Genomic DNA, 23,527 nt, shown 5'->3' with positions numbered 1-23,527 from the left:
TACCTACCCAAATGGCAGGGTTTCGTTTTCCATAAACAGTTTTGTAGATAATGAAATTTAGTTTTTTAAATCAAGTTTTGTTGTTAAAGTCCATTAATTCGGGTAGTTTCGAAAAGTTAAAATCCTGAAAACTATACCTAAAATCCAATTTATTTAACCATCAAAAAATCCTTCAAATAAAAAGGTTCAAAGTAAGCGACATCTTCAAAATCGGTATTCATAAATTTTTGATAACTCCATTTCCCCATTTCCTTAGCGGATGGAAATACAATTTCGGGAAGAAAAATAAAATTGTTTTGGGTTAAAACCGTTTGGCATTTTTCTTGACAATCACCAATAAAATAGACAGTTTCGGTGAATTCTGAGTAACTGTTTTCGGTTAAAATTTCGGCTTGTACTGCTGCTATTTTTTGATGATTAGTATCAAAAACGGCACTGTACACTTCCATTCTTCGGGCATCAATCATCGGCACAATAATACCATTTTCAACAGCAACTTGACTGGCTAAAACCTGTAATGTGTCTAGTGAAATTAAAGGAATGCCAAGCGCATAACACAACCCTTTGGCAGTAGAAACACCAATCCGCAAACCTGTATAAGAACCTGGACCTTTACTCACAGCAATGGCATTAAGCTCTTTTATATCAACCTTAGTTTCTTGGAGAATTTCTTCTATAAAAACGTGCAATTTTTCGGCATGAGAGTAGCCTTGCTCTGCTATTTCTTTGCATAAAATGGTTTCGCCATCTTTGGACAAAGACACAGAACAATTTCTAGTTGCCGTTTCTATATTTAGAATGTAAGTCATAGGTTTTTGAAAATAGCAACTTAACCCGCAGAAACAGTTACTTCTGTTTCTTTTTCATCCTTTTTCCCCTTTTCGGAATCTTTCTTGGTAGTGACTTTATCTCCCGATTTCAAGTCTTTAGAAACTGTGGTATAAGGTCCAATAATGACAACATCGCCTTTCTTTAAACCAGAAATCACTTCGATATTAGAGTCATCCTGAATTCCGGTTTTGATCACTCTTATCTTAGCTTTATCACCTACTTTCACAAAAACACATTCGTATTTTTTATCACTTTTTGTGGTAACTTTTTTATCTGCAGTTTCCTCTTTTGCTTCATAGCTTTTGGTTGCTGTGGTGTATGATTTGATTACTACTGAACTGATAGGCACACCAATCACTTTTTCTTTTCTATTAGTAATTATATCTACTGTTGCGGTCATTCCTGGTCGGAAAGGAGAATAACTGGATGGTTTCCCTTCTAGCAAGTCTTGGTATGACTCTTTCAGAATTCTAACTTTTACTTTAAAATTAGTTACTTGATCGGCTGTAATTGTCGTACTTGCCGAATTGGAAATACTAGTGACAATACCTTTGAATTCTTTTTTCAAATAAGCATCTACTTCAATGTTGGTGCTGTCGCCAATGCTAATTTTTACAATATCATTTTCATTCACATCTACTTCTACTTCCATATTGTCCAAATTTGCAACACGCAAAATTTCTGTTCCAGTCATTTGTTGTGTTCCTAAAACACGTTCACCAAGTTCAACGCCCAAAGAGGAAATAGTTCCATCTGCTGGCGCATAAATTGTTGTTCTTCCTAAGTTGTCTTTGGCTTCTTTAACTGTAGCATTGGCACTTTGAACACTAAAATATGCAGACTCTTTATTGGCTTTGGCTACTTCAAAAGTGGCAATTGATTTATCCCAATCAGATTTTGAAATAATTCCTTTTTCATACAAGGTTTTGCTTCGTTCATAATTGGCTTTAGCTTCTTTGAAAGAAGCATCGGCTTGGCTTAAACCGGCTTTTGTTCCCGATAAATTTGATACTGTTCTATTGTATCCTGAAGTGTATAAATCGGGATTTATTTTTACTAACAATTGTCCTTTTTTGACAACTTGTCCTTCTTTTATAGGCAATTCGATGATTTCTCCAGAAACCTCTGAAGATATTTTCACCTCTATTTCAGGTTGAATTTTTCCGGTTGCAGATACCGTTTCTACAATGGTAATTTCATCCACTGCAGCGGTTTCAATTTCTACTCCTAAATCTTTATTCCCTATAATTCCTTTTTTGGAAAGTACGACTAACAGAATTACTATGGCAATGATAACTCCTGATAAAATATAAATTCTTTTTTTTGACATGTCTTTATTGTTTATTAACGATTGGGATTCCAAAATAAAATTCTACAACTTTTTGCTTAAAAATATAATCATATTTTGCTCTGATAACTTCTGATTGCGCTGCTGTGAAAAGTGTCTGTGCCTGATTGTAATCAAAAGCATTCATCATTCCTACGGCATATTTTTCTTTGGCATAATTAAACGCTTCTTCTCTCGATTCTAATGATGATATGGCAGACTCATAAGTATTTAAAGCTCCTTTTGCATCTGTAAATGCTGTAAATACATTTCGCTCCAAATTCAATTCTTCTGTACTATAAGCAATTTTTGATTTCTCAAATGCCAATTTAGAACGTTCAACATTATTTCGAACAGAAAACCCGTTGAAAACAGGAATATTTAATTGCAACCCAAAATTGTGTCCTTTGTTATCACTTAACTGATCCGCAATTGGAGCGGCAGCACCTTTTACAGGAATAAAATTTTGTTGCAAAACACTTTGATTAGTGCCTTCAACAAAACCAATCACTCTGGTAGGATCATCTAAATTTGGTGTAAATCCAACTACTGTTTCTGCAAAACTCACACGAGTATCAAAAGCGTAAAACCCTATTAATCTGGGTTGAAATGCGCCTTTGGAAATTTTTAAATCTTTTTCGGCAATGTCTAAATTGGCTTTGGCTATTTTAAGTTCGGCTCTTTCTTTTTTTGCTTTTTCGATTATGGCTTCGGGCGTTTCTGTCATAACACTACTCTGTTCTGGAATGAAATCTTCATCGGCAATATCAAAACTTTGAAAATCGTCTAATTGTAATAATTGAGCCAAACTCAATTTTGATAATAATAAATTATTTTCTGCAATTACCACTTTTTGGTTGTCTGATGCCACAGTAGCTTTCATATCCAATAAATCGCCTCGTGGCACTGAACCTACTTTTACCAATTCGTCCGCACGATTTAATTGCTTTTCGTCATTAACTAATTGTTGCTTTTGAACTTTTAAATTTTCTTTATTAAATAAAATCGTTAGAAAAGCGTTGGCAACATTTAAGGAAACGTCATCTTTCATTTTCGACAATTGGTATTGCGAAGCCAGTATGGATAATTTTGCTCTACGTAGTTTGTTTTGATTTTGCAAACCGTTATAAATAGACACATTTGAACTCAAACCCATAGATGAAAACTGAGTGGTTTGATTTTGTAACAAACCTGTTGTGATGTTTTGATTTAATCCAACATTCCAAGAGTGAGTATAATTTGCATTGAAAGTTGGTAAAAAGTTTCCAAAAGCAGCTTTCTTTTCTATATCCGCTGAAAGGGTATCTAATTCGATTTGCTTAATGGAAATATTATTCTTCAAAGCATAATTTACACATTCTACAAGTGTCCATTTTTTTGTTTGTGCTGAAGAAAGTACTCCAAAGAACAAAACGAAAAGTAGGAAAAAGTTTTTTATTCTTATTTTTTTCATATTCAAGCAAGCTAATGAGAACAATTTTTTTGATTGACAAAGATATTCATTTTGCCCTGTTATTAAGATAGAACACCTAAAATCTTAGACATTACTTTTTCAATTTTGTTACAGTTTTATTTAGATTTTAAAATTATTTTTGTCAAAAAATTTAAATTCAGTTATGTCAAATTTAAAATCAATCCTTTCCATCTTTAGTCTTTCTATACTATTGAATAGTTGTTCTTCCACCAAAAAAATTGATGCACTAAAACCGCTTCCTTCTAATGATGCACCAATGGTTTATAAAACGAAAACATCGTTTGTTAATATGCCATTGGAAATTAGCTTGAAAGAAATTGAAAATCAATTAAACAAAACCATGACTGGTCAAATTTATGATGACTCCAATCTGGAAGACGACAAAACGGCGATGAAAATTTGGAAAACAGCACCAATAAAATTGATTGAAAAAAATGGTAAAATCCAAACCGTTCTTCCATTAAAAATTTGGGCTAAATTCAAATATGGCACTGATTTTATGGGATTAAACGACACCCGAGAAATTAACTTAAACGGAACCATTACATTGCTTAGCGATGTGAAATTATCCAATTGGAAAATGTCAACCAATTCTAAAATTGAAGATTTTACTTGGTCAGAAAGTCCAACAATTCTTGTGGCAGGAAAAAAAATACCAATTACTTATATCATCAATCCCACTCTTTCAATTTTTAAATCCACTATTTCGAGAAAAATTGATGAAGCTATTGAAAGCTCCTGCGATTTCAAACCTTATGTACTTGATGTGTTAGACAAAATGAGTGCACCATTTTTGACCAGTGAAGTATACCAAACTTGGTTCAAACTTATTCCTGTAGAAGTATATGTTACCGATGCTGTTTTAGGCAAAAATAAAATCAACATGGATTTAGGTTTAAAATGTAACATGCAAACTATGGTGGGTTTAAAACCTAAAAATACTTTTGATAGAACTGCCATACAATTTAAACCCGTGACTAATGTGCCAGATAAAGTAATGGCAAACATAGCGGCTATTTCTACTTATGAAAGTGCTTCCAAAATAATTACTTCTAACTTTCAAGGAAAAGAATTTGCTGCTGGCAGTAGAAAAATTGTGGTTCAAAAGGTAGAAATGTGGCAAAAAGACGGAAAAATTATTATTGCTCTCGACATGACAGGAAGTATGAATGGCACAATTTATTTATCGGGAATTCCAAACTATAATACCATTACTAAAGAAATTTATTTTGACCAAATGGATTATGTTTTGAGCACAAAAGGAATGTTAACCAAAACTGCCAATTGGTTGTTGCAAGGAGTTATTTTGAAAAAAATTCAGGAAAACTGTCGTTATTCTATCAAAGAAAATTTAGAGGAAGGCAAAAAAAGTTTGTTGCCCTACTTGAATAATTATTCCCCAATGAAAGGTGTTTTTGTAAACGGAACTTTGAATGAGTTTGAGTTTGAAAAAGTGGAAGTAACCGATAAAGCCATGATTGCATTTATTACCGCTACAGGGAAAATGAATGTGAAAATTGACGGAATGGATTAACCCTATTTCTTCTTATAATACATTCTATAAATCACAAAACCAATTCCTGCTACGAGAACATAAGGAATAGCCATTAGAAAGACGATTCCATCGTTCACGGCTTCCACTTTAGCATTATCTCCAGAACTTTCTAGTGAAGCACGACACATGGCGCATTGAGCGATTGAGGCAACAGGCAATAGACAATAGGCAATAGTTAGCAGCAACAATTTAAATCCTATTCCTTTTCCCTTTATACTTATCTCTTTAATTTGCATAGTATGGTGAAATCATCAAATAAACTATAACTCCAGTAATGGCAACATACAACCAAATCGGGAAGGTGATTTTGGCTAATTTTTTGTGTCGGTCAAATTGCGCAGACAATGCTCTAACATAAGTAAACAACACCATCGGAATTATGATTATAGACAGTAAAATGTGAGATAGTAAAATAAACAAATACACATAGCGCATTGATCCTGCATTTGTTTTTTCTGTTTCGTCCAAAAGTCCATCGGCATTGATATCACCAAAAACCGTTGAAACCGCAGTCATATGATAAGCAACATACATTACTAAAAAAGCAACGGAGCAAGCAATAGCTGCAGTCATAAAACGCTGATGTACTTTTTGATTTCCGTTTTTAATAGCAATTACTCCCATAACTAAAAGTAGCGCTGTCAATCCGTTTATAGTAGCATAAATAGGTGGTAAAAAAGACAATGGTTCTACTTCTATGCCAAAGTCTTTTAACTTCACCGAAAATAATACCGCTACCGCAACAGGAATTATGATAGAAACGGCAATAATTGAAGCTTTAAATCTCTTCTCTAATGATGGTTCTCCTTGCTTATTCATTTAATAGTTTTTTAATGTCTTCTGTAATGGCTTTTACACCGCTTTTTTCCAATCCATCATAATATAAAATAGGATTGCCAAATTTGTCATTTCTGCATCTAATATTACCTTGCTTATCAATCAAGGCAAAAAGTCCAGAGTGTTCAAATCCTCCGTTTACATTTTTATTTTCACCTGCATAAAGGTTAAATCCTTTATTGGCAATGTTAAAAATATATTGTTTATCGCCAGTAAGCATGTGCCAATTTGATGATTTAACACCAATTTTATTGGCATGTTCTTTTAAAACTTCTGAAGTATCAAACTCAGGATTTATTGAAATAGAAGCGATACCAAAATTAGGATTGCCAAAAAATATATTTTGTATATCCACCATGTTTTTATTCATAATAGGACAAATAGAAGGACAAGTCGAAAAGAAAAATTCCACCACATAAACTTTGCCTTTATAGGTTTCGTTTGAAATTTTTACTTTATCTTGATTAATTAATTCAAAACTGGGCGCTGGACCAATTAGTCTTAACCCTGTTTCCGAATTTTTATGATTTGAAATAGCATCAATTCTGTCACCTTGAACCACAGTGCCATTTTTAATTCTGTTTATAATCCTTGGAATAAAAATAATACCAAAAACCAATATGATAAACGATAATCCGATGTATGATTTATTTTTCATTTGCTGAAGTCCTAAATTTGTCTGTCTGCATTATTTCTTTTAAGCGCCAATCTGTATTCTGCCAAAATAATTTTAACATCATCCATCATATCATTATGTAATTCCGCAGCCGAAGTGGTATTGTAACCTTCTTTATATTCTGGTTCGCCTTTATTGCTTTTACCTTTTCTGCCTCGAAGATTTCTTTTTTTGTCAATGATAAAAACATTAGGCGTTCCCAATTTAGCATCAAGTTTACCTAACAGTTTCAAATTATCATAATACGGTTGGATTTCGTTAGCTGGAGCAAACACAAAATGATATCCTGATACATCAGACAATTTAGCCAATTCTTTTAAAAGCTTTTTGGCTTGTTCTTGTGTTCCGTCTGGAGCTACAAATACAAATTGAAAATCCTTAAAAGCTCTATATTTATTATATATTTTTTGATTGAGTGTGAAAAAATTACCACTATTCATGATAATATCTTCTCCAGTAAATCCTAATATGGTTATTTTTTTATTGAGTGTTACCGTTTCTCCATTTAATGATTTCCATTGTTGGTTAACATCGGATACTTTGGGTGTAATGGTGGGTAATGTAATAAAGATATTTACTCCCGAAGCAAAAAAAAGATAAGCAACAATTGGTAAAATAAACAATACAAAAAGGACAATATTTTTTTTCATTAGAATAGTGAAAATGAGAAGTACAAAAATAAAAAAATCCCGACTAATCGGGACTTTTTTTGAATTAATATAATGTTAAAAATTCCATTTGATAGTAGAATTTTTGAAAACCTCGAATACATAATCAGCTTCAACAAGAAGTATGAAAAGTAAATATATCACAAGGAAAATAACGGTGGCCACAACTGCCCATCGTAAACTGCTTTTTTCGCCTTCCATGTGCATGAAAGCCCAAACAATATAGTATGCTTTATATAAAGTCAAAATAATGAAAACCCAGTTCAATAAATTCATGCTTAAAAAATTATTCATGAATAAAAACTCTGGTCTAACAATTCCTAAAAATACCTCAACGGTTGTTACAACAGATAATAAGGCAAAAACTAGCCAAATTCTTTTTGTGTTTGATACGTGTTCGTGTGCGTGTGACATAATGTAAAATTTCTAAAAAAATTAAACTAAATAGAAGAATGTAAATACGAATACCCAAACTAAATCGACAAAGTGCCAATAAAGTCCAACTTTTTCAACCATTTCGTAGGATCTTCTTTTTTCATAAGTTCCAACAAGAATATTTAAGAAAATAATGAAATTGATAACCACTCCAGAAAATACGTGGAAACCGTGGAAACCTGTGATGAAGAAAAAGAAATCAGCAAATAGCTTACTTCCATATTCATTTCTTTTCAGGTTTGCTCCTTCAACAACTATGTGAGCATTGCCAACTAACACTTCAGATTCTGCACGTGTAACAATTTCTCTGTGTTTATTTTTATTTAAACCAGGTTGTAATTTAGTATTAGATCTATCTTCTTTAGTATCTCTGTAAATTTTTTCAGTTCTAACTAATAGTTCTGGATGTGCTTTAAATCCAGCTTGCACCTCAGCAACTGAATAAGAAGCTAAAGACTCTTCACTCTTCATAAACCATTTCCCTTGACTTTTAGTTAACTCTTCTCTTTGTCCTGGAAGGCGAACTGCAAAATCTTCTAATTTTACTCTCTCTCCTTCTTTGTTAACAAATTGAATAATGCTTCCTCCTTTAGTTTCAACGGCACCATATTCTCCTTTGATGAAATTTTTCCATTCCCAAGCTTGTGAACCTACGAAGATTAAACCTCCAATAATAGTTAACAACATATAAAATGCAACTTTCTTTTGTTTCATTTGATGTCCAGCATCAACGGCTAAAACCATCGTTACCGAAGAGAAAATCAAAATAAAAGTCATCAAAGCCACATAATACATTGGCGCTTCCACACCATGCATAAATGGAAAGTGTGTAAACACTTCGTCGGCAATTGGCCAATTATCAATAAATTTAAATCTAGAAAATCCGTATGCGGCAAGAAAACCAGAGAAAGTTAAAGCATCTGATACGATAAAAAACCACATCATCAATTTGCCATAACTAGCGCCCATTGGCTCATTTCCGCCACCCCAAGTGTTTTCAGTTTTATTTGCAGTAGTAACTGTAGCTCCCATAAAAGTTAAAAGTTAAAAAGTTCCCAAATTTAGATTTTTTTTCTTATTTAAAGAAATATAAAAAGAAAAACAAACAAATCCATAAGAAATCAAGAAAGTGCCAGTACATTACACCTAACTCAATTCCAAGCAATTGACTTGAATTGTATTTTTGTTTAAAATGATTATAAATTATAATTAAAAGTGAAATCAGTCCTCCAGCAAGGTGAGCCAAGTGAACAACCGCAATTACGTACAGAAAAGTTGTTGCAATATTACTCTCTGGTCCGGTGAAATAATACCCTTGTTCCACTATCTGATTAAAACCTGTAAACTGCAATAAAACAAAACCAATTCCTAGACCTAAAGTCAATAAAAGAAAAGTTGTAGTTCCTTTTCTATTGTCTTTTTGAATGGCTCTTTTGGCCAAATGAAAAGTAACACTACATAACAATATTGCTAAAGTACTAAAATAAAAAGCAGAAGGCATCTGGAAATCTTTCATCCAATCTTCTCTTGATTTACTCACTACAAAAGCACTGACTATACCTGCAAACATCATTGTCATACTTCCCATAGCAAACAACAAAAGCAATTTATACGAACGGTCCGTTCTTGCTTTGTGCTCTTCTTTTGTCATTGGTGTTGTTGTCATAACTATCTTAAAAATTTATCTGTAATATAAACTATTTGTAACAAAGTAATATAAGAAACACTCACGAGCATTAAAGTTCTTGCGGCTTTTGCTGTTCTCAATTGGTATAACTTTACCGCATAAAAAATCATCCAAAGCCCGAGCAAAAATACTATTCCTGCAGCAATTGGCGAAATAAATAATCTTCCAGTATATCCTAAACAAGGCAACAAAGAAGCCACTAATAACCAAACAGAATATAGTATTGTTTGTAAAGCAGTTGACGAGTCTTTTTTACCCGTAGGCAACATAAAAAATCCTGCCTTTTCATAATCGTCATATAAAAACCAACCTATAGCCCAAAAATGAGGAAACTGCCAAAAGAACTGTATCAAGAAAAGCGTTCCCGCTTCAATACCAAAATTATTAGTCGCTGCAACCCAGCCCAACATAAAAGGAATAGCACCAGGAAAAGCACCCACAAAAACAGAAAGCGGCGTAACCGTTTTCAAAGGCGTGTAAATACTAGTATATAAAAAGATAGAAATCGCGCCAAACATAGCCGATTTAGGATTGATCAAATACAATAAAATTAAACCAATAATGGTAAGCAAACTCGCAACAAACAACGCATGATTTGGAGACATTCTGCCTGAAGCTACTGGACGGTTTTTAGTTCTGTCCATCAACGCGTCGAGGTCTTTTTCTATCACTTGATTAAAAGCATTGGAAGCACCAACCATACAATATCCGCCAACAGCAAGCATTAACAAAGTAGTCACTTTCAAATCCTGAAAATCAACCACACCAAGAAGGTAACCTGCAATAGAGGAAAACACCACGCTGATAGCTAAACCTGCTTTGGTAATTTCTTTGAAGTCAAATGCAATTTGTTTTAGTGAAAATGTTGATGCCGTAGCGCTCATTAGTGCTTTTTAAACTGGCGCAAAGGTACTTTATAGAAAGTGATTTGACAAAAAAACAATTCATAAAAAAATTAAAATAAAAAACTCCTGAAATTTCAGGAGTTGAAGTATAATTTATTGTTATTAGAATTGATAATTAAATAAACACAAAGTACTTGTTTAATGTATTAAGCTCTGTTTTTCCAAGCTATATTTTGATAGAAAGTTCTAGTTGACCACCTAAACCAAGCTCCACAATCTTCTGTAATGTAGAAAATCTAGCTTCTTTCACATTATTTTCAATTTTGGAAATATAAGATTTGGTTGTGCCTGCTTTTTCTGCAAGCTCTTCTTGTGTCATCCCTTTTTGAAGTCTTGCCTCGTGAATCATGGCTCCAATTTTAAAATTTTCATAGTCCAAATCAAGTTCATCGCGCTTAACTGTTCCAACTTTTCCGAAATGTTTGTCTTTAAACTGGTCAAGTGTTTTAATATTTTTCATTTTCATACTCGTTTTTAATTTTGATTGCTCTTTCAATTTCATTTTTTGGTGTCTTCTGTGTCTTCTTTTGAAATCCATTTGCTAAAACCACCAATTGTCCTTCATCGAAAAAACAGAAAATTCTAAAGATGTCACTGCCTTGTTGGATTCTGATTTCGAATAATCCATCTGTATTTTCAATATGTTTGAGATATGTTTCGGGAATTCTTTCTAATTCCTCAATTAATTGAAAAGTCCAAATAATTTTGTTTTTTACTTTATCTCGTTGTTTTTCAAAGAATTCTTCAAAGTAATCTTTATAAAAAATGATTGTTCTTTGCTTATTCATGTCACAAATATATGAAAGTTGCTCTAAAGTGCAACTTCATGATGTTAAATATTTTTTATTACAGAGAAAACAATCCCGTTTTACAGTCTCGCGTTTTGTAAAAAATTTAAAATATTCCGCAAAGTCAGTAGACATTTGCAGAGCTTGGGGTACTTTATAGAAAACCATTTAATAAAAAAAGAATTGATGAAATATAAGATGAAAAAACTAATTGAAAAGCTTGAAAAATTATGCATTAATGGCATTACCATTCTTTATAAATGTAATAAGTAAATCCAGCTAAAAAAACAGAAAAAACTAAATAAATGTCTGGCAGAAACTTACACTTCCCAGAGGAATATTTTTCGTTCTTCATAATTTTATCACCTTTTTTTCTAGTCACATAATAGTAGTAATTTATAATAATTAATGTTATTACAATAATTACATAACATTTTAGAACATTGTAATCTTTGTCAATCTTAGTAAAAAAGAAAAAAAGATTTAATACCGCAAGTATATTATTAGTTTGACAGAAAGCAATATTTGAAACAGCAATAATTTCTGGCGAAGAGTTATTTCTTGCGCTTACAAAATAGATATTGTAATACAGGTAATTAAAAAAAATCATCTTTTGTTTTTAATAATTTATTTTTTCTGCCCAATAGCTAGGATTTGTAATCTAAACTCATTTCCTAATAATCAAAATACCAATTAAAGATATCACAACGCAACCCAATTGAGAACCAAGTGGTGCTTTCTTTTAGTGCTAAAGTAGTTTCGGTGGCAGGTGTAAAGTTTCTGTAAATAAAACTACCATACAATTTCATATTGGTAGCAGGATTGACCAAATAACCGGCTTGTAAATCGGCAATAAAAACATTGGTTTTGTTTCCTTGTCCTACTTTTACATTGTCGTCATAAGGACGGCTATCATCATAATCTCTATAGATGTCACTTCCATAATTGAAAGTGTCTGTTTCGTTATTAAAATCCAATCCACGTGTTCCAATAGTTACTTTAGCATCGGCAAAATACCTGCCTTTGTGGTAGCGACTTATTACAATAAATTCACTAAAATTTCCTCCCCATTGATGTCCTAAACTTTGATTATTGTGTCCATAATTGGTAATTGGACTGCTGTGTGAATACACATATGGTCGCACATGGTTATACTCCATTTGTAATAACAGATTTTTGACATTGAATGCATTGTAATATTTAGCACCTAGTTGATATCCAAATTTATTTTTCCAACTATTGTTGCCTGCTTTCACATCGTTTAACGAAAACTCATCGAGTAAAAATTGTCCGTAAAAATTGATTTGATTGTTCCATTTATATTTACTAGTTAACCCTAACATTGCATTTCCTGTCTTAGAAGACGAATTAAATTCCACCGAACGATAGAAAATAATAGGATTTATAAAACTCATGTCAAATCCACGGTTGTTGGTATTTGTCCAAACCACCGATTCAAATAAACCTATATTCCACTTGTTAGTCAGATTTAAACTTAAGTAATGACTTGCTGCATATTTTGTAGCATAGGTTCCATCAACCGTAACTTCGGGGCGAACATCTTTTAGCCAAGTATAAATATTGGTGTATTTTATTTTCCAAAAAGAAGTATTCAATTTAAAATAAGGATAAGGACTTGCGCCATCGCCTAATAAAAGCGAACGATACCCATCACCAATAAAATTACGTCCATAACCCAAATGCATGTTGATATATTTACTTGGCGTAAAAGTCAAATTAGCTTCTGCAACAGGAAAATCATACGCATCCGTTTTAAACTCCTTAGCAATTCCCATTCCCGGAATAATAGCTGGATTTCCTCCAGATGGAGCAATAGACTCAGCATAACGATTAAAATAATCTGCAAAACGACCCTGACTTTCATAAATGGTTGTGGTGAAATTTATCTCTTTCCCTATTCCACCATTAAATTGAATTCCTCTTGTATTGATATAGGTATAATCAGCAACACTTGGGTTACTTTTCCCAAACTGTAAATCAAAAATGGGATTTAGAGTAAACCAATATCCTTCGCCTTGGACTTCAACTAAACTTTCGTTCCAAAGTTTTCTGCCCCACCAACCTTGTTTGTTTTTTAACAAAGCGGTGTTTTCTTGTTTTAAGTTATAATACTTAGCAACATCAGCATATTCATAAGGTTTTGAACCTGTATGGTTATTGGCACCCACTTGATTCATTTCGTCATCAAATTGTGAATAATAACTATGCGAAAAAGGGATATTTAAATGGCTATCAAACTGCGGACTATCAAATTTTGTGTATTTTATACTGTCTAATTCCGTTAGATAATTTTTGTTGGGTTTAAATTCATTCGCTGATTTTTCAGCTAAAACAACAGCCTGTTTTTGTGCTTCAATATCAGCAACACTTTGCAGCGGAATAGCTATAGTGATGGTATATTTAGCATACGTAGGATTGCCATTATATGTTGCTGGACTTATTTTTGGTAGTTTGCCAAAAACTCTTTTACTTTCAGCAATCAAAGCTTCATCAAGTGCATCGACATAGATAACTTTGAAATTTCCAGTATCGGCAACTTCAAAAAGAACGATTACATTTCCTTTAAAATTGTTTTGTTGTAAATTTTCTGGAACTTTAAAATTATTAAAAACAAAATCTTGGACTTCGTTATAAAAGCAAGTTTCCAATTCTTTGAACTGCAAATCTTGACAAGATGGAAAAACAGGGAACTTTTCAGTTCCTTTCAGCGTTACTTGTCCCGATGCGATGACCGTAAAAAACAATACAAAAAAGGGAAATATTTTTTTCATTTTTTAGAATAATATTAATAATTACCTGTAGCGATTTCACCATTGGCAATAGTTTTAGCAGCAGAAGTTCCTATTCGTTTCACCCCTAAACGTATCATCGCAACAGCTTCTTCGTAGGTTCTAACTCCGCCAGCTGCTTTTACTGGAAGTGGTGATGCATTTTCGAGCATCAATATAATGGTGGGTATAGTTGCGCCATTGGGTTGATTGTTTTCAGTTTTATAAAAACCTGTTGATGATTTCACAAAAACATTAGCATAACATTCTTCTTTGAAATCTGTGATGATAACATTTTTTATCAATGCCGATAATTTAATTATTTCGTCATCAGTCAGCGCTGCTACTTCTATAATCCATTTAGCCACTTTATGATTATCAAATGCCAATTTAGTTCCGCTATAAACTTCTTTTTTTACCAATTCGGAATTCCCATTTTTGAATGCTTCGTAATTGCATACATAATCAAGCTCATCAACACCATCTTCAATTGCTTTTTGTGCTTCTGCTAACTTTTCCTCAAAAGAATTTATGCCTTCGGGAAAAGAAATAACGGTTCCTATAAGCAATTTAGATTTAGCAGCAGTAATCATTTCTCTTGCCATTTTAACTTTGTCAGGCCTAATCATTATTAGTTTAAAACCTTCCTCAATGGCTTCTTGAATAAAACCTTTAACAATAGTGTTATTATCCTCTTCGGACAATCCAGCTTGTGCTGCTGTTTTTAAATAAGTGGAGTCGAGATACTGTTTTATATTCATGGCATAAAAGTAAAAAAAAATCCCAATTAAATTGGGACATTTTTTGTTATCTAATTCTGTAACGGTTTGTTTCTACTTTTATTTTGTTTGATGAAAACAAAAACAAGAAAGGCAATTATAGCTCCTAATAAATTTGCTAGAACATCAAAAACATCGGCATGACGCGTTAAGGTAAATTCTTCTTGTAAAAACTCGATTAGAATTCCGAAGCAAAATGAAATAAAAACTATCGTTACTATTTTTTTGAGCTCTATTTTATTTTGATTCAACCATGAGTAATATCCCCAAAGTAATGTGAAAACAAAATGAAAGGTAACATGAACATATTTATCTGTTCCAGAAATCCCAAACGAAGGCAACTTACTGAACGAGACTAAACATAAAAAAGCAACAAGAATGGTCCAACTCAATGCCAAACCAAAAATTGTTTTTTTAAGCACCTATAAGTTGTTTATAAGCATCACTCGAAAGTAATTCTTCCACTTCAGCAGTGTTAGCAATTTTTACTTTAACCATCCATCCTTTTCCATAAGGATCAGAGTTTACGGCTTCTGGATTAGCCTCTAAATCGTCATTAAATTCAATAATTTCACCAGAAAGCGGTAAAAATAAATCAGATACTGTTTTTACTGCTTCAACTGTGCCAAACACTTCATCTTTATCCAAAGTTTGGTCCAATGTTTCTACTTCAACATATACAATATCTCCTAACTCTTTTTGCGCAAAATCGGTTATTCCTACTGTGGCAACATCACCTTCAATCAAAACCCATTCGTGGTCTTTTGTGTACTTTAAATTACTTGGTATATTCATTAGTTTGTTTGTTTTTATTATTCTTCAAAAGTATACAATCTATAGCTTTAATTAAAAGATTGTCTTTAAAAATTCATTAATTACCAAAATTATATCGCATGGTAAATCCAGTTCTAATGTTAGTTAATGGGAAAGAAGTGGATATTACTGGTTGTGAGAAAGAATGATCATAGAAGAAAATTGCCGTTAGATTTTTACTGAATGAATAATCTGCTGTTAATCTTGCTGTCCAGATGTTTTGACCGCCACCTATTTGGTTATTATCATAATCCAAATAACGAACAATCGTTTGATTGTTTCTATAAGAGAAATCCATTTTAATATTGATGTCACTTTTTATAATCCCTGTTGGGTTATCGGCTAATTTAGAAGAAAAAATAACATCTTTAATACGATAACCAAAGCCAATAATGTATTCATATCCTTGCACTTCAGTTAGTAAATTATTATCAAAACTCATAGACAAACTTCTGTCTTTTTTCATTTCGGCTAATATTTTTAACGAACTTTTCATTTCAAAATCAAAGCGAATCAAAGGATTGAATTGTTCTACAAGATTAATGTTAGCAATAATCGTTTGGTTATAAAAATTACCAAATCCGCTATTGTCTTGTCCGCCTGGATTTTGATCATAATCAAAATTAGAACGGAAAGCATTGATAGTATATGCTGCTCTATAAGCATGTTGAATGGAGAAACGTTTGAAGGTGTCTTTAAAGAATTTATAACGCATTAATCCAGTATATTTTATTGTCCAATTCGGTATTGGGAAACTACGGAAAGTGTTTAAGGAAACACCATCTGCAGAACTTCCGCTGTAAGCCGCTAAAAACGCAGGAATTAAAACAGATTGATTGTTTTTTCCAAATCCTATTGGATAGCCAGCATTTGCTGAATAAAAGGCATAATTTGGCGCATTAACATCGGTTGGAATTGGGTTTGCTGCATCACCATATCTTGGAATGTTTGTGCCATAATATTGTTCTGCTAATCTATCTGCAACAGTCAAACGATTGCTTCTGAAATCATCAAAAGCAGCAGATCCATTTTCATCACTTCTACCAAAAGAGGTTTTGATTAAAACCGTTGAAATAGAGAAATTTCCAAAATTATATGGCGAACGAGAATTATATTGCCCTGTTAATGCATCAACATCATATTGCTCTGAGTAGTTTTCTGAATAAGCTCTACTAGAACTTAAATCAATTTTAAAATCAGGGAACAAATCGATATTTGCGGTTGACTCGAGTGTTTCTGTTAAAACTTGGGTGTAATTTTGATTAAAATCGGGATACGTTGTTAACCATCCATTTTTGGCGGCTTCAAATCGAACATCATCTTGAATACCAAAAACAAAACCTAAAGAAGGTTTTGAAGAACCAAAAAATCCTAAACTTGGCAAAAACCCTGGAAGTATGGTTCCTTCACTTTTAGTATAATTAATCTGTACATTTTTCACACTAGTTAATACACCTACCAAACCATCTAAAAAGACGTTGTTTGATTTTGCTGGTAGTGGTTTAGTATTAGTTACTTTTTCGCCTGGTTTTGGAGCAGCAGCAGGTTTAGCTGGCGTTTTTGCTGGTTTTTTCCCTAATCCAATATATTTATAAAAAGTATCCATATTGAATGTGGTATTCAATCGATGTGAACTTGCATTTTGGATTGTGTTTCCAAGATTATAAATAGTTCCATCACTAGTTTCAATGGTTTCTAATGCCAATGAAGATCGTTGCCAATTGTAATCACCTGTATAAGAATAGGCCGATTTTATAAATCCAAAAACAGGAATTTTATTAATAGGAATGTCGTAATTAACTACCAATTGTTGGTTATGCTGATTTGGTGTTCCCATGTTCCAAAAATCTGTCCAAAGTGTATAACTGTTATCTGGAACATTATCTTCATCAATATAGGAACGAACTATGTTTTGTGAAGCTGCCGTGTAATTAATTTTCAACGCTTTTGTAAGGTTGTAGTTAAATCCATATTGATAATTGAACATATAATTTCTTCTATACAAAGGATCTAATGCTATACCTTCAACATCCACTTGTCTGAATTGTTGTTTATTATATTGTCTTGTAATGTTTGAACTAAAAGAAATACTTGCTGGTAGATAACTAAAATTAAAGTCACTTAATAATTTCCAATAATCACTTTTCTTAAAGTATTTATTCTTACTAAATGGTTCGACAGACTTCGGTTTAAAGGCAAAAGTATAATCAGCTGTTGCACTTACTTCCTGAGCTATATAATTTTCAATTTCGTAATTATGTTTTTCAACTTCATTATAGGAATAAGAAAGTGTTAAATTTTCAGGATCATAAAAATGTTGTTTTTGCGCTTCACCTCTTTCTTTTTTTACTCCAATAAAATTGATGCTTTTTCTTTTGGTATAATCGACCGCTCTACTACTTATATTTTCTCGTTCTGCAGCATCTGAAGTATTGGCTAGCAATTGTTCTAATCTAATATCTTGATTAAAAGGATCGTATTCTGGAGTAATCGTTTCTTCGCCAACAGCGTAATTAAATGGCAAATTAATTCCCCATTTCTTAGGCAATAATTTACCTAAACTAAAATTTGTAACCAAATTATATTGTTTCAAATCTTCTCTACTTCTCTCGTTTGGTCCTTCTTCTAATGCTCCAAAACCTATGGTACTCATTCTTCCCGTACCCGAAATTGTGGCAAAATCTGCTATGTTAGAATCCATATTTACAACAGCAGCCATACCGCCTTTATTGTTCATGTCTGAAATACGCAACTCATTAAACCATACTTCTCCTCTAATTCTATCGGTGTGCGAGTTTTTGATTCCCACCATTAAGGTTCTTACAAGACCAAAGTTTGGATTTCCTTTTATTCCTAGCCTTAGCTTCGGGTCACCATCACCATCGGGTTGCGTAATATCATCGTCAGGATAATAAACTCCTTCTGGTAAAGTTGCTGGATCAATACTCAACGCTTTTACTTTCATTTTTGTCAATAATGACATGGCCAAAGCAATTTCATTATCGGCAGGCCAAATTACGTCTTGCTCAGTACTAGTTTCAGGAGTAACTTTCAGAGGAATTTCTACCTGATAATAGTTACTAGTAAAGTCATTCCCAAAACGAATGAAACCTGTCATTTGATTATCTGTAAGTGGTGTTGGATCTGTTGGCGCTGGTAATGCTTCAGCGTGGATAAACATTCTCAGTTTATTAAATTGACGCATATCAACACTTACGTTTTTGAAAACCGCTCTTGAATCTCCTACTTCAAGACCATCACCTGAAGCTCTTAAAGATAATGATTGCTCATTTTGATTGATAATGGTATTATTTTGATTTACTTGTTCCCGAATAACTCCAGGAGGTGTTACATAAGGAATAGGCAGTCTTTGCGCATTTTCTTGAATATTTACCGCTAAAACATCAAAATTGGTATTGTCATCATCAGGATCAGCATCTGTTGCTTGAAAAGAATTATCATAACGTCTCCATTCTCCTCTTACTAAATCTAAAGCTCCAAAACGAAGCGTTATAGGAGTTGTAAATCCTGTCATGAACATTCTCATAAATCGAATAGAACGAAAATCTGAAATACTTCCTATAGTGTTTTCTGGTTGTGTTACAGGGATTTTAAATTGTATCCATCTAGCACTTCCAACAGAGCCATTTGGCAATAAAATATTGGTAGTTTCTCTAACTTCGGTAACGAAATTTTGTCCCACTTGCATGTTGGGAAACATGTTAATTTTATATTCATAATAAGCATTAACCGTATTCATGGTATTGTCACGGTTAATATCCTCAACATCTGGAATAGTTGTAGAACCTCTATTGGTGTCTGTAACATCAATAGGTGAGTTTCCTTGAATTCCATTGTAGTCTTTATATCGCTCGAAAATGCTTGAACCCGTGGCGTTCAAGAAATACTGATAGTTATCTCCCGCTGGGTCATTTTGCGAAGCATATCCTCCAATATTTGGTAAATTCCTTTCATCATCATCATTAAGACCATCAAAACCAACGTCTTGAGAATCTCTATTAGCGCCATCTACATCAAAAGCATAAATAAGTGATTGCGAAGAAGGTACTTTTCCCCAAATTGTTTGGCTTGTTAATGACTGTGAATTATTGTTTGAAGGTAACCCATTTTCATATTGTTTGCGCTCATCCTTTAAAATATCTTCTGAAATTTCACCAAGGTTAAAGTATACTTCTCCTGTGTTATTTGGATTAGCAGCTGCAGTTGGATTAGCAGGATCAAAATAGGGATCTAAAACCCAAAACTGGATATATTCTACATTACTTTGCTCAAAATTTGTTGAATTAATGGCACGTGTTATTCCACCAAAATTCTTATCAGGATTTAAAAAACCTGATGGTGAAAGTGCCTCAGGATTATAATTATAAGGTCCACGCTCTTGAGGATAATAGGTCAAATCTAAAGTATTTATTACTTGGGTTTGTCCTGCTGCAATATCTAAGTTGGGATATAATTCATTACTGAAAATTCTACGAGTACTATTCAACGAAATTCCATCTTGACCTATTTCACCTGGTGTTTGTACATAAATTGTAGGGTCAATGGTATACCAATTTAACTTTGCACGTTTGAAACCATAAGTTAAATCAACTGCTGCTGAACCAAAATCCTCGTAGTTTACACCAGCTTGCCATTTTGGGGTTGATGATAAAGTCCAAGACAATGGCGAACGCATGTCAATGGTGGTTTGTGAACCTTCAAAATCATCAATATAAACAGTTGGTTCTCCTTGGAATTGATCAGCATTTGGTGCATCAGGTTGCAAAAAAGCAACTTCAGCACGAACTGAAACATTGGAAGGAACATCAGTGTCAACATTAGGTAATTTATTGGCTAATCGAGTTAGAAAAGGAACTTCGGTAGCATAATTAGCATTAAAACCAAAAATAGTATTGTTTACTGATTCTTGCCCATAATTTGATTTATTGGTAAAAGGTCGCTCGGTCATTTTTATGAAAGTACCACCCACTAAAAATTTATCTGATATTTTGTGTTCAACATTAAATCCCATAAATCGTCGGGTTTGCTGTCCAAAAGTAGAATTGTTTTCAACCGAAACTTCAATTGGAATATTTGAAGCTTGAATTGATGGGTCTAATATTTGTACTTTCCCCGCTTGATAATTTACACTATAATCTATACCTTCTTGTAAAATTCTTCCACCTGCAGTTACAACAACTGATCCTCTTGGTACATTAAAAGCACCTATCGGAATTCCATCACCACCAGCTGATTTATATCTTCCTTTTAATTGAAATTTGTTTTTATCCGCATCTTGTAATGCTGCTGCTTGTGTGCTAGCATACATATTACGGAAAACATATTTGGTTTGATTATCGTTATAGTTTGTACCATTATAATCCTCAGAAACGTTGCTTCTTAGTTTTTCAAATAAATGTTTACCAAAAGGTTCTACTGTTGAAAATATTAATCGCCCATTTTCTTGATCCACTGTTAATCCTGGTAAGAAATCGAAAAAACCGTCACCACCAGCTTGTGGGTCATTATTGTAATTTAATTTATCAACATTAAACACTTTCAATAAAGGAGTTTCAGCTACATCACTTGGTAATGGCGAAGTACTATTGGCTGGTGTTATGTAATTTAATGGTGAAGGATCAGTATATAAAATATTAAATCTAAACTCTTCTTGTTGTAATTGATAACCACCTTGAATTTGGTAAATGTTTTTCATCATTAAGTTCCAAATTGGTTTTTGAACATTGGTTAAATTACTTTTTATCATTTTCAAAATTAAATTCTGAGATGAAACCGTTTCGGTAGTCGTTCCTCCATCTTGAACTACTGTAGCATCAACACCATCTGTACCAAATTCACCCACTTGATAAACATCATCACCAATTGTATATTGATAAGCAACTGCCAAAACTTCATCATTGGCTAATCGTTGTTGTAATGATATGTAACCTAACTGGGGATTAAGTTTAAATTCATTCGGGGCAAGTTTACGAGCGTTTTCAAGTTTTGAATAGTCTGTTCCTTCGTCAACTGTTACTATATTATTAAAACCAGCGCTTGAAGTTACAATATCTCTAATATTAGAATTTAATAAACCGCCACCAGCAGTAATTAATCCTGGGTCATACTTGTTATTATTATTATCGGATGGTGTATCATTTGGCGTTGCTAAGTAAAATCCGTTGGCAACATCGAGTGGTGCTAAAGCAACTATCTGGTTGTCTGGAAAACCAGTAAGTCTGGATTCTCCTAAATCTTGTAACGCTATAATATTTCGTAAATTATTATTGGTATTACTTACACGGTTTTGTCTATTGGTTACCCAAACTTCAATTCGGGTGATTTGCACTCTACTATCAATAAATGGATAGTTTCGAAGTGCTTCATCGTATTTATTTCTGAAATATTGTGACAAGAAGAAATGTCTGTCTGCATCATAATCAAGGGCAAACATTTCAAAATCTTGAATGGTTCCGCCGCCTTGAGCATTCACAGACCTAGTTTGTGATTTTTGTTCCGAAAAAACTCCTGTTATTGTGGTTTTACCAAATTGCAGTTGGGCTTTAACCCCAAACAAACTCTGAGCGCCACGAATTAAGGAATTAGTCAAAGGCATACTCACGTTACCTACTTCTATTTTTTGGATAATATCATCTTCAGTAGGAGTATATTCTAACTTTATTAAGTTTTGAAAAGCAAAAGTAGATTCGGTATCGTAATTAATATTAACATTCAGTCTTGTTCCTACTTTTCCCATCAAACTCATACTAATTCTTTGGTCAAAATCAAACGTTGTTTGAGATCTGTTTCTTGGAGAAAATGAGGGATTATCTTGCTTGGTATAACGTGCACCCAAATCCATTTCTACAGAACCCGTAGGTTTTACATCAATTGTATTTGATCCAAAAATAGACTCGAAGAAACCAGAATTTACATAATATCGTGGTAATAAATCTTTTTTGGCAGCTTCACTTCCTTCTTTTTTACCATCAATGGCATCTGATTTTTTCTTGAAATAATCACGCATGGATTCGCGAAGTACTAGTTCTTCATACTCTTTGGGCGTTAAAACAATCGGATAATTGATGTTAAATCCTTCTATAGTACTAGAGTAAATATACCTATTTGTGGCTGGATCATAGGTATACATATTTACAATACTATTCGGATTTTGCATTTCAACTCTTCCTGTTGAATAACCTGTTGAGTCTTGTGGTGTTGTTGGGACAACCTGTGAAAAAGAAGCAATACTAAACAACAATACTATGGCAAAAAGTATCCTTTTAAAATTTAAAAATGATTTTGTAAAGTATATTGTTTTCAAAAATTATAAATTTTTAAGTGCTTGTTTAATAATTGTTTCAACAGTAGCTTCTGAATTTTCTTTTATTATTTTATCTACTACTTTTTCGGCATTTTTTCTGATGTAACCCAAAACCTCCAAAGCAGATAACGATTCTTCTCGGTTAATATTGTGTTGAGAGGTAGAAATTTCATTTAAATCATATATTTTTAATACTTTTTCCTGTAAATCCAGTATGACTCTTTGTGCTGTTTTAGTCCCAATTCCTTTTATGGATTGTATCTTACCTAAATCAGCGCTGGCAATGGCCTGAATAATTTGTTTAGGATCTAATGAAGACAACATGGTTCTGGCAATACTTGCTCCTATTCCAGAAACAGATAGTAATAATTTGAACAATTCTCTTTCAGATTTTTCCATGAATCCAAACAAAGAATGTGCATCTTCTTTAATTTGAAGATGCGTAAACAATTTAACAAAATCAGTGTTGGGAAGTAATGAAAAAGTGTGCAACGAAATGTTAATATGATAACCAACTCCATTACAGTCAATTACTACTTCAGTTGGCGATTTTTCAACTAATTTCCCTTGAATGTGTGCTATCATTTTAAACCTTAATGTAACTCCAAATATAGCAAAATTCCTGAACTGACAGTATCA

20 protein-coding genes are annotated in these 23,527 nt (G+C 33.0%); 1 reads left to right on the top strand and 19 read right to left on the bottom strand.

Annotation, left to right across the window (positions count from 1 at the left end; genetic code table 11):
• Positions 1–149: 149 nt before the first annotated feature.
• From tsaB to ACSVH2_RS03955, 3 genes are read right to left on the bottom strand one after another with little or no spacing between them, the layout of a single operon-like run.
• Positions 150–809, bottom strand: a complete 660-nt coding sequence (gene tsaB, locus ACSVH2_RS03965) for a tRNA (adenosine(37)-N6)-threonylcarbamoyltransferase complex dimerization subunit type 1 TsaB (RefSeq protein ID WP_438091858.1) — start codon at positions 807–809, stop codon at positions 150–152.
• A 20-nt stretch (positions 810–829) separates the two neighbouring features.
• On the bottom strand, positions 830–2,161 hold the full coding sequence (locus tag ACSVH2_RS03960; protein ID WP_438091857.1) for an efflux RND transporter periplasmic adaptor subunit: 1,332 nt from the start codon (positions 2,159–2,161) through the stop codon (positions 830–832).
• Between the two features lie 4 nt (positions 2,162–2,165).
• Positions 2,166–3,611 carry a TolC family protein gene (locus tag ACSVH2_RS03955; protein WP_438091856.1) on the bottom strand — a complete coding sequence of 482 codons (1,446 nt, stop codon included), beginning with the start codon at positions 3,609–3,611 and terminating at the stop codon, positions 2,166–2,168.
• Between the two features lie 163 nt (positions 3,612–3,774).
• Between ACSVH2_RS03955 and ACSVH2_RS03950 the strand changes: the two genes are divergently transcribed.
• Complete coding sequence (locus ACSVH2_RS03950) at positions 3,775–5,166, top strand: DUF4403 family protein (protein WP_438091855.1); 1,392 nt, start codon at positions 3,775–3,777, stop codon at positions 5,164–5,166.
• A gap of 2 nt (positions 5,167–5,168) precedes the next feature.
• On the opposite strand, the gene ACSVH2_RS03945 is transcribed toward ACSVH2_RS03950, so the two are convergent.
• The 16 genes from ACSVH2_RS03945 to ruvA all read right to left on the bottom strand — a co-directional run bounded on the left by ACSVH2_RS03945 (position 5,169) and on the right by ruvA (position 23,473).
• Positions 5,169–5,423, bottom strand: a complete 255-nt coding sequence (locus ACSVH2_RS03945) for a hypothetical protein (protein ID WP_438091854.1) — start codon at positions 5,421–5,423, stop codon at positions 5,169–5,171.
• A complete protein-coding gene (locus tag ACSVH2_RS03940) occupies positions 5,413–6,006 on the bottom strand; it encodes a DUF420 domain-containing protein (protein ID WP_438091853.1) in 594 nt (197 codons plus the stop codon). The genes ACSVH2_RS03945 and ACSVH2_RS03940 overlap by 11 nt, the downstream gene beginning before the upstream one ends.
• The gene (locus tag ACSVH2_RS03935; protein ID WP_438091852.1) at positions 5,999–6,682 is read right to left on the bottom strand and encodes an SCO family protein; all 684 of its coding nucleotides are present in this window, start codon (positions 6,680–6,682) and stop codon (positions 5,999–6,001) included. The genes ACSVH2_RS03940 and ACSVH2_RS03935 overlap by 8 nt, the downstream gene beginning before the upstream one ends.
• A gap of 11 nt (positions 6,683–6,693) precedes the next feature.
• Positions 6,694–7,350: a hypothetical protein gene (locus ACSVH2_RS03930; protein ID WP_438091851.1), complete on the bottom strand. Its 657-nt coding sequence runs from the start codon at positions 7,348–7,350 to the stop codon at positions 6,694–6,696.
• A gap of 75 nt (positions 7,351–7,425) precedes the next feature.
• Positions 7,426–7,782: a cytochrome C oxidase subunit IV family protein gene (locus ACSVH2_RS03925; protein WP_438091850.1), complete on the bottom strand. Its 357-nt coding sequence runs from the start codon at positions 7,780–7,782 to the stop codon at positions 7,426–7,428.
• 21 nt (positions 7,783–7,803) lie between these two features.
• On the bottom strand, positions 7,804–8,835 hold the full coding sequence (locus ACSVH2_RS03920) for a cytochrome c oxidase subunit 3 (protein WP_438091849.1): 1,032 nt from the start codon (positions 8,833–8,835) through the stop codon (positions 7,804–7,806).
• Positions 8,836–8,878: 43 nt separating this feature from the next.
• The gene (locus tag ACSVH2_RS03915; RefSeq protein ID WP_438091848.1) at positions 8,879–9,469 is read right to left on the bottom strand and encodes a cytochrome c oxidase subunit 3; all 591 of its coding nucleotides are present in this window, start codon (positions 9,467–9,469) and stop codon (positions 8,879–8,881) included.
• Between the two features lie 2 nt (positions 9,470–9,471).
• Entirely contained in the window at positions 9,472–10,374 is a 903-nt protein-coding gene (gene cyoE, locus ACSVH2_RS03910; RefSeq protein WP_438091847.1) for a heme o synthase, read from the bottom strand.
• Positions 10,375–10,561: 187 nt separating this feature from the next.
• Positions 10,562–10,855, bottom strand: a complete 294-nt coding sequence (locus ACSVH2_RS03905) for a helix-turn-helix domain-containing protein (RefSeq protein WP_438091846.1) — start codon at positions 10,853–10,855, stop codon at positions 10,562–10,564.
• Positions 10,842–11,183 carry a type II toxin-antitoxin system RelE/ParE family toxin gene (locus ACSVH2_RS03900; RefSeq protein WP_438091845.1) on the bottom strand — a complete coding sequence of 114 codons (342 nt, stop codon included), beginning with the start codon at positions 11,181–11,183 and terminating at the stop codon, positions 10,842–10,844. Before ACSVH2_RS03900 ends, ACSVH2_RS03905 begins: the two co-directional genes overlap by 14 nt.
• A 674-nt stretch (positions 11,184–11,857) precedes the next feature.
• On the bottom strand, positions 11,858–13,975 hold the full coding sequence (locus ACSVH2_RS03895; protein ID WP_438091844.1) for a gliding motility protein RemB: 2,118 nt from the start codon (positions 13,973–13,975) through the stop codon (positions 11,858–11,860).
• Positions 13,976–13,989: 14 nt separating this feature from the next.
• Positions 13,990–14,733: a deoxyribose-phosphate aldolase gene (deoC, locus tag ACSVH2_RS03890; RefSeq protein ID WP_438091843.1), complete on the bottom strand. Its 744-nt coding sequence runs from the start codon at positions 14,731–14,733 to the stop codon at positions 13,990–13,992.
• Between the two features lie 50 nt (positions 14,734–14,783).
• On the bottom strand, positions 14,784–15,173 hold the full coding sequence (locus tag ACSVH2_RS03885) for a VanZ family protein (protein ID WP_438091842.1): 390 nt from the start codon (positions 15,171–15,173) through the stop codon (positions 14,784–14,786).
• Positions 15,166–15,546: a glycine cleavage system protein GcvH gene (gene gcvH / locus ACSVH2_RS03880; RefSeq protein ID WP_438091841.1), complete on the bottom strand. Its 381-nt coding sequence runs from the start codon at positions 15,544–15,546 to the stop codon at positions 15,166–15,168. Before gcvH ends, ACSVH2_RS03885 begins: the two co-directional genes overlap by 8 nt.
• 76 nt (positions 15,547–15,622) lie before the next feature.
• Entirely contained in the window at positions 15,623–22,888 is a 7,266-nt protein-coding gene (sprA, locus tag ACSVH2_RS03875; RefSeq protein WP_438091840.1) for a cell surface protein SprA, read from the bottom strand.
• A 3-nt stretch (positions 22,889–22,891) separates the two neighbouring features.
• Positions 22,892–23,473, bottom strand: coding sequence for a Holliday junction branch migration protein RuvA (gene ruvA, locus ACSVH2_RS03870; protein ID WP_438091839.1), 582 nt, complete (start codon positions 23,471–23,473; stop codon positions 22,892–22,894).
• Positions 23,474–23,527 lie beyond the last annotated feature (54 nt).

Origin of the sequence: Flavobacterium sp. RSB2_4_14 (genome assembly GCF_051547085.1) — a bacterium.
In the GTDB taxonomy this organism is placed as follows: Bacteria; Bacteroidota; Bacteroidia; order Flavobacteriales; family Flavobacteriaceae; genus Flavobacterium.
Note: the sequence above shows the minus strand (reverse complement) of the source record. Positions and strands in the feature narration are given on the sequence as shown.

What these genes read in the sequence shown, in the direction of transcription:
- tsaB (WP_438091858.1), bottom strand. Translation starts at nt 809, where the DNA reads ATGACTTACATTCTAAATATAGAAACGGCAACTAGAAATTGTTCTGTG.
- ACSVH2_RS03960 (WP_438091857.1), bottom strand. Translation starts at nt 2,161, where the DNA reads ATGTCAAAAAAAAGAATTTATATTTTATCAGGAGTTATCATTGCCATA.
- ACSVH2_RS03955 (WP_438091856.1), bottom strand. Translation starts at nt 3,611, where the DNA reads ATGAAAAAAATAAGAATAAAAAACTTTTTCCTACTTTTCGTTTTGTTC.
- ACSVH2_RS03950 (WP_438091855.1), top strand. Translation starts at nt 3,775, where the DNA reads ATGTCAAATTTAAAATCAATCCTTTCCATCTTTAGTCTTTCTATACTA.
- ACSVH2_RS03945 (WP_438091854.1), bottom strand. Translation starts at nt 5,423, where the DNA reads ATGCAAATTAAAGAGATAAGTATAAAGGGAAAAGGAATAGGATTTAAA.
- ACSVH2_RS03940 (WP_438091853.1), bottom strand. Translation starts at nt 6,006, where the DNA reads ATGAATAAGCAAGGAGAACCATCATTAGAGAAGAGATTTAAAGCTTCA.
- ACSVH2_RS03935 (WP_438091852.1), bottom strand. Translation starts at nt 6,682, where the DNA reads ATGAAAAATAAATCATACATCGGATTATCGTTTATCATATTGGTTTTT.
- ACSVH2_RS03930 (WP_438091851.1), bottom strand. Translation starts at nt 7,350, where the DNA reads ATGAAAAAAAATATTGTCCTTTTTGTATTGTTTATTTTACCAATTGTT.
- ACSVH2_RS03925 (WP_438091850.1), bottom strand. Translation starts at nt 7,782, where the DNA reads ATGTCACACGCACACGAACACGTATCAAACACAAAAAGAATTTGGCTA.
- ACSVH2_RS03920 (WP_438091849.1), bottom strand. Translation starts at nt 8,835, where the DNA reads ATGGGAGCTACAGTTACTACTGCAAATAAAACTGAAAACACTTGGGGT.
- ACSVH2_RS03915 (WP_438091848.1), bottom strand. Translation starts at nt 9,469, where the DNA reads ATGACAACAACACCAATGACAAAAGAAGAGCACAAAGCAAGAACGGAC.
- cyoE (WP_438091847.1), bottom strand. Translation starts at nt 10,374, where the DNA reads ATGAGCGCTACGGCATCAACATTTTCACTAAAACAAATTGCATTTGAC.
- ACSVH2_RS03905 (WP_438091846.1), bottom strand. Translation starts at nt 10,855, where the DNA reads ATGAAAAATATTAAAACACTTGACCAGTTTAAAGACAAACATTTCGGA.
- ACSVH2_RS03900 (WP_438091845.1), bottom strand. Translation starts at nt 11,183, where the DNA reads ATGAATAAGCAAAGAACAATCATTTTTTATAAAGATTACTTTGAAGAA.
- ACSVH2_RS03895 (WP_438091844.1), bottom strand. Translation starts at nt 13,975, where the DNA reads ATGAAAAAAATATTTCCCTTTTTTGTATTGTTTTTTACGGTCATCGCA.
- deoC (WP_438091843.1), bottom strand. Translation starts at nt 14,733, where the DNA reads ATGAATATAAAACAGTATCTCGACTCCACTTATTTAAAAACAGCAGCA.
- gcvH (WP_438091841.1), bottom strand. Translation starts at nt 15,546, where the DNA reads ATGAATATACCAAGTAATTTAAAGTACACAAAAGACCACGAATGGGTT.
- ruvA (WP_438091839.1), bottom strand. Translation starts at nt 23,473, where the DNA reads ATGATAGCACACATTCAAGGGAAATTAGTTGAAAAATCGCCAACTGAA.